The organism is Steroidobacter sp., from assembly GCF_016790065.1.
Taxonomy (GTDB): Bacteria; Pseudomonadota; Gammaproteobacteria; order Steroidobacterales; family Steroidobacteraceae; genus Steroidobacter.
Window position 1 is genome coordinate 1 of sequence record NZ_JAEUPY010000527.1, and the last position, 6,329, is coordinate 6,329.

At 61.5% G+C, this 6,329-nt stretch carries 5 protein-coding genes; all 5 read right to left on the reverse strand.

Annotated elements, in window-relative coordinates; genetic code table 11:
- The coding region (locus JNL55_RS21880) for a TonB-dependent siderophore receptor (RefSeq protein WP_293858878.1) at nucleotides 1-1,012 on the reverse strand (1,012 nt) is incomplete at its 3' end.
- A 71-nt stretch (nucleotides 1,013-1,083) separates the two neighbouring features.
- Nucleotides 1,084-2,121: a FecR family protein gene (locus JNL55_RS21885; RefSeq protein WP_293858881.1), complete on the reverse strand. Its 1,038-nt coding sequence runs from the start codon at nucleotides 2,119-2,121 to the stop codon at nucleotides 1,084-1,086.
- A complete protein-coding gene (locus JNL55_RS21890; RefSeq protein ID WP_293858884.1) occupies nucleotides 2,111-2,683 on the reverse strand; it encodes a sigma-70 family RNA polymerase sigma factor in 573 nt (190 codons plus the stop codon). The genes JNL55_RS21885 and JNL55_RS21890 overlap by 11 nt, the downstream gene beginning before the upstream one ends.
- Before the next feature lie 126 nt (nucleotides 2,684-2,809).
- Nucleotides 2,810-5,944, reverse strand: coding sequence for an amidohydrolase family protein (locus JNL55_RS21895; RefSeq protein ID WP_293858887.1), 3,135 nt, complete (start codon nucleotides 5,942-5,944; stop codon nucleotides 2,810-2,812).
- 17 nt (nucleotides 5,945-5,961) lie between these two features.
- A partial coding sequence (locus JNL55_RS21900; RefSeq protein ID WP_293858890.1) for a TonB-dependent receptor domain-containing protein occupies nucleotides 5,962-6,329 on the reverse strand: 368 nt, incomplete at its 5' end.

Below are 6,329 nucleotides of genomic sequence, written 5' to 3' on the forward strand. Positions count from 1 at the left end.
TTTCATCGTGACTACCGCCAACGACCAACAGCGTGGACGAGGTCACATCCGCTTCCAGCGTGCCGTAGAAAAATCGGCCTTTGTCATGCGCCGTATCGTAGAAATAATCGCGATCACGCCACGTGGCGACGGCGCGACCCCGCAAGCGGCCATCGAACCCGAGCGGACCCGTGACATCGAGCATGGCGTTGAAGTTATTCCAGCTACCACCCTGCGCCGTGACGATCGTCTCCGCGTCCGCGCGGCCACGCTTGCGGACCAGGTTGATCGTGCCACCGGGCTCGCCGCTGCCTGCGAATAGGCCGTCGGCGCCGCGCAGGACTTCCACCTGCTCATACATGGCCAGATTGGGACTGAAGAAATAGCTACGATTTACGTCGACCGACACACCGTCGATCTGCATGTTGCTGATCTCGAAGCCCCGCGAGTAGTACGTGGCGGGCTTACCGTAGTAATCGTTCTCGACCGTCATGCCGGGCGCCTGGTCGATCACTTCGCTGATGCTGAGCAGGCTCTGCTCTTCGATGCGCTGCTGGGTCATGATGGTGACGGACTGCGGCGTCTCACGCATGGTCTCGCCGCGTTTCATCATGGAAACATTGTCGAGCAAGCGACCGGTGACGATCACTTCGGACAACGTGTCGTCCAAATTGATCGAGCCGTTACGACTGGCCGACGGCTGTGGCGCCGCTACGACCATCGCGCCCGATGAATCGATGCGCAACGTCAACGGCGTGCCTTCGATGAGCTTGTTGACGGCCGCCGACGGCGTCAACGATGCATCGATGCCGCGTGTCTTCAGACCTTCCAGCTGGTCGCGGTCGTAGATCAGCTCGACGCGAGTTTGTTTGGCCAAAGCATCCAGCGCGGTAATCAGATCGCCGGCAGGAATGGTGATGCGCGTTTCCGGCGCCGGAGTCTGCTGACCCGCCGCGCTGGCACCGGAAGCAACCAACGATGCCGCAATGGCAAGCGCCAGCAATGAACCCACCCGAGCTCGCTTGATAAACATGAAAGAGATCCTCGAGGACAGCCAGTAACGACGAGTACCTCTTACACCGACGATTGCAAACCAAGGTTCCTCTAGTGCTTTGGAATATTTCTCGCCGTCAGCACGATCTCATCGTCGCGCTGTTCGACGTCGATGGGGAACGCGCCGTGCAACAGCCGTGTGAAAGCATCGACGTTGGCCGCACGGAACGTCCCGCCGATGCGCATCGCCGCGACGGACGGATCGGCGATGACGATCTTGCGTTCGTTGTAGCGATTGAACTCCGCGGCCGCTTCCGACAACAGCATGCCTCGCAATACCAGGAAGCCGCCGCGCCAGCTCAGGATTTCCTCAGCCTCGGGCAACGACTTCTCCTGCACCAGCACGCCGGTGCTGCTCGCCACAGCGACCGCGCCGACCTGCAATTGCACCGGCGCCTTTGCCTTGCCGGCATCGACCGCGCGTTCGACCCGAACCTTGCCTTCGGTCACGACCACCTGCACGTCATCGCCAGTCCGCCGCACTGAGAACTTGGTTCCCACTGCCGTGACGGTCTGCTGCCCGGCCTCGACCACAAATGGCCGACGGGGATCCTTGGCAACTTCGAAGAAGGCTTCCCCCTGATTCAGACTGACGCGTCGTTCCTCGTCACTGAGCGTGACGCGAATCCGGGTATCGGTGTTCAAGGTGATCTTCGAGCCGTCCGCGATGGGGATGGCTTCGATGGCGCCGACCTGCGTTTTGTAAGTCGAGCCGGCGGGCAGCAACCACATCGTGGCCGTGACCATCGCTAGCACGACACTCGCCGCGAGCGCAGTCAACGATTTGGAGAAGCGTCGCCCAACCTGCGGCGCCGGCGCTTCGCTCGCCAGTACCTGCCGGTCCGCAAAAGGAATGTTGGCGAGCACTTCGCGGCTCGGCACCGTGCCCGGCGGCACGCCAGCGCCGATGGCCTTGAGCCGATCGCTGTGACTCCAGGTGGCATTCAGGCGCAGGTACTCGACACGATGGCTCAACGAACTATTCAGCCAGGTCGTGAACTGCGCCTGCTCGGCTTCGCCCCAAGGCCCGAGTTCGCGACGCGCGATCCATCGGGCAGCGGCCTCTTCTGCCGCCTCTCTAGTCTGCATTGCTCCTCCTATTGCTGACACCGCCGCTGCGCTCCTGCGTCGCTTGGGACTCGCTATCGTCGTGGAACAGCGCACCGAGCAATTTCACACCGCGCACCAGATGCGCCTCCACCGTTGCTTCGGCAATCGCCATACGTTGCGCGATCTCCTTCTGCGAGGCTTCTTCCACCTTGCGCATCCACATCACATCGCGGCACCGCGACGGCAGCTCGTTGAACGCGGCGGCCAGGCGCAGTAACTGCTGCCGACCACTGACCTGCCGCTCGGGCGAAATCTCATCGACCGTGAAGTTCAACGACTCCAAGTCCTCCATCAGGTCGATGGAGACGATTCGATTGCGGCGGGCCCGGTCGATCAACAGATTGCGCGCCGTGGCGAACAAGAACGCCCTCGGCAGCGCCGGACGGGAGGTCGCTGCGCTCTCCAGAATTCGGATGTAGATATCGTGGCGCAGGTCGGGGATGTCGGCGGAATTCGGCCAGACACGGCGCAAGAACCGCATGAGGGCGCGCTCATGCGGCAGGATTTCGCTGCTGAACCAGTCGTCGAGGCTGCTATCCACGGCTGCCTAACTTAACCGCGGTCCAGCGCTTTACAATGCGCTCAAAATTATTTTTTCGCGGGCTAGAGGAGGTACCGTCGCCACTCGTCTGAAGGTTAGGGATTCTCGAGCGCCGTTCGTTCTCGACTACAAAGCTTGCAAGCGCCCGTTCTTGAGCACGGCCTCGATGGACTCGGCGTTGGCGATATCCAGCAACGGATCCTGCCCGAACACGATCAAGTCCGCGTACTTGCCCGCTTCCAAGGTGCCGAACTCCTGTTCGCGCCCGAGCATGCGAGCCGAGTTGCGGGTGGCCGTCTGCAGTACTTCATGCGGAGTCATGCCGCCCTTGGCGTAAGCCTGCATCTCCCAGTGATAGCCCAAGCCGGGCAACTCACCATGTGCTCCCAGACCAACTGTGCCTCCAGCGCGCAGGATCTTGGCCGCCGACGCAGCCAGGCGTTGGAAGATGTAGTGCTCCTCGGGCTCCCATCTCACACGACCGATACGAGCGCGCAGGTAGTTACGAGGGACGAATCGATTGAGTTTGGCGTCGTTCATGGGGTCTCGACGAGCCAGGAAGTAGTCGACGCCCATCGGTCCAGCAGCGCCGCCGATCAGCGTGGTCGGCGAAAAGCCCGCGCCGGTGCGAGCGTAGAGTTGCGCCACATCGTCGTAGTAGTCGATGGCATCGGCAGCATGCTCGTTGCTGGCAAAGCCATCCATCGCATGCGTCAGCGAGTAACGCGGGATGCCCCAATTCTCAGTCACCAACCGCATGCCCAACTCACGAGCCGCCGTCACCATGTACTGACGTTGCGTGCGGCTGCCGATCATGTACGACTTCACGATAGGTGTGCGATAGAAATCCCGATAGCGACGGAGCACACACTTCGCTTGCTCCGCGGAGGCGAGATTGTTCCAGCTGTGAATACCTGGGCCCGTCGTATAAAGACGCGGTGCCGAGATGACGCCGGCATCGCTCAAGTCCAAATAAACAAAAAAGTCGCTGGTGAAGGATTGCGGATCGATTGTCGCAGTCACGCCATAAGCCAGCTGCGCTGGGAATTCCCAGTTACGGTAATCGATGACCTGCCGGCCCACGTGATAGTAGTGAGCATGCGTATCCACGAAGCCCGGCGTAATCGTCTTGCCGGTGAGATCCCGAATCTCCGCATTCGCCGGCACTTGAATCATACCCGTGGCGCCAATGGCAGCGATGCGGTTGCCTTCGATGAGCACATCGGCTCGCTCGATGATCTCGTCACCTCGCATGGTCACCGCTTTCGCGCCTCGCAGCAGCACTGTGCCCTGCTGAGTCGCGCGAGGAATCTCGACGTCGATTCGCACGCCTGCGTAACGATCGTCAACGCAACCCGCGTCGGCCGGCTGGGATGCGAGCGCCTGCGCCAAGGTCAAGCGATGGAAGGTCGAACCGACCGTCCAGAAAATCTCGCGACTGTCGGCTGACCAACCAAACGAGTCTGCGCCGATCTGCGTGATCTGCCGATGCAATGCCGAGGGTGCATCCAGATCGATCTGAACATCGCCACCGACCGCCGGCACGGCGAGCAAATGCAGCTGAGAGTTGTTGAGCACCAATACCCAACGTCCGTCCGGACTCAACGTTACGTCGTCGACCGGCTGCTTGTGCTGATACAACTCGGCGTACACACCGACCGAGGTTTCGACCTTCAATACTGGCTGCGCATCGCTGCCATCCAGCGGCACTTTCAGCAAGCCGTCGGGCGTATGTGTCAGCACCGCATCGGCACCAGCCGCCCGATGCGGCTGACCCAGATCCACCTCCAGCGACGAAGGCGGCAGATATGAAATCAAGCGAGCCTCGCCGCCTTCGGCCGACACTCGCACCAATTCCTGGGCTGAGTGCCGCACCAAGCCCATGCCGCGTTCGACCAGCAGGTTCTGTTGATCGTATGTCGCTGAGCGCAAGGCGATGATCGACTTGCCGTCCGCGGCGTAGACCGGCTTGCGAAAGTAAGCAGCAGCTTGCGTCACACGCTGCGGCTTGCCGCGGCCGTCGCTACGCACGCGCCACAGGTGGCCGCCTTCCGAGCGTGACCAACTCGCGTAGGCAATCCATCGGCCATCCGGCGAATACGTCGGATAGTTCTCAGCAACTGCATCCTCTCGCAACGGAGTATCCGTCACGCGTCGATTCGCACCGCTCGCCAAGTCGCGCACATAGAGTTTGCCGAACGCGATGAATGCGAGTTGCTTGCCATCCGGCGACAGACTCGGTGCTTGAATCATCCGAGCGCGAACGGGGCCGGTTTCATCGCGCCACTGCGGCTTCGGCTCGAGCTCGGTCGGCAACTCGAATCGCGCCTGGAAAGGAATGACTCGATCGACGCCGCTGCGCAGGTCGATTCGATGCAACTTGCCGCCATAGCCCATGATCACGGCACTGGAATCCGGCGTCACTGCGTAACCGGGCAGCAAGCCTTGAAATGCAGGAGACATGTCGCCCAGCGATGTTTCGATGGGGAATGCCAGGCGACGATCCGAACCGTCGCGCAAGTTTCGAACGCGCAGTTCAGTGCGACCTTCGATGTCCGAGCCATAGATGAGCTGCGAACCATCCGGCGTGACCTTCGGTTGCAACAAGCGAGTGGCGCTGGCTCGGCCGCTGATCAGCAGTATGGAACGGCCCGAGCGCAAGTCGCGACGAAAGATGTCGTAGCCGCTGCCACCATCCCCCATCGAGAAGTACAGCGACTGGCCATCGGGCGACGGCGCGGCGCCCAATCCGGGGGTGCGCTTGGACTCCACCTCTCCCTGCAACGCGCTGCCGCCACCGTTGACATCGAATACCCACAGGCCACCGCGTGTGCTGAAGTTCAACCGGCTGCGCGAGTCGAAGCGAGTGACGAACACAGACTTGCCGTCAGGCGCCCACGCCGGCGACACGAACACCCCTTGCGTGTCCTGACTCAGGCTACGAGCATTGCGACCGTCGACATCGGCGATCCACAGATTCTCCGAGCCGCTGCGATCGCTGACGAAAGCGATCCGCTTACCGTCCGGCGAATACACCGCCTGAGTTTCGAACGACGGGCCGGCCAATAACGCTCGCGCCTGCCCGCCGTTCGCATCCAGCTGAAACACATCGCCAAGCACATCGAACAGCAGCGTGCGCCCATCGGGCGACACATCCACCGACATCCACGTGCCTTCTCGAGTCTCGAACGAACTCGCCGCAGTGGCCGGCGTGACGCCGACAATCAGCAGCGCCACACCCAGCCACAACGGCTTGAACATTCGATAACACCCCATCTTTAGAATTTGTAGCCCACGTTCATACCAAAGGTCGCCGGGCGCAAAATGTTTGCTACGCCGCTGTACGTATCGATCCAAACACGAGCACGCGAGTTGGTCAGGTTGTTGGCGAACAAGTTCACGTCGAAGGCGCCGACCTGCACGCCGCCACGCAAGCCCACTTGCGTGTAGTCGCCGATCTCCATTCCCGTGGTGCCAATGCCGGTGTAGAAGCCGCCGACATAGGCAACGTCACCTTGCAGGTAAGTCTTGTAGCCCAGCACATCGAAGTCATAGTCCACGGCGACTCGCGCGTTGTACTCAGGCGCGCCCGGCAACCGCTCGCCGTCGAGGCCGATGCCCGGTGCGTCCTTGGCCAACTCTGCTT

Excerpts from the sequence above, each read along its gene's own strand:
- JNL55_RS21885 (WP_293858881.1), bottom strand. The coding sequence starts at position 2,121 with ATGCAGACTAGAGAGGCGGCAGAAGAGGCCGCTGCCCGATGGATCGCG.
- JNL55_RS21895 (WP_293858887.1), bottom strand. The coding sequence starts at position 5,944 with ATGTTCAAGCCGTTGTGGCTGGGTGTGGCGCTGCTGATTGTCGGCGTC.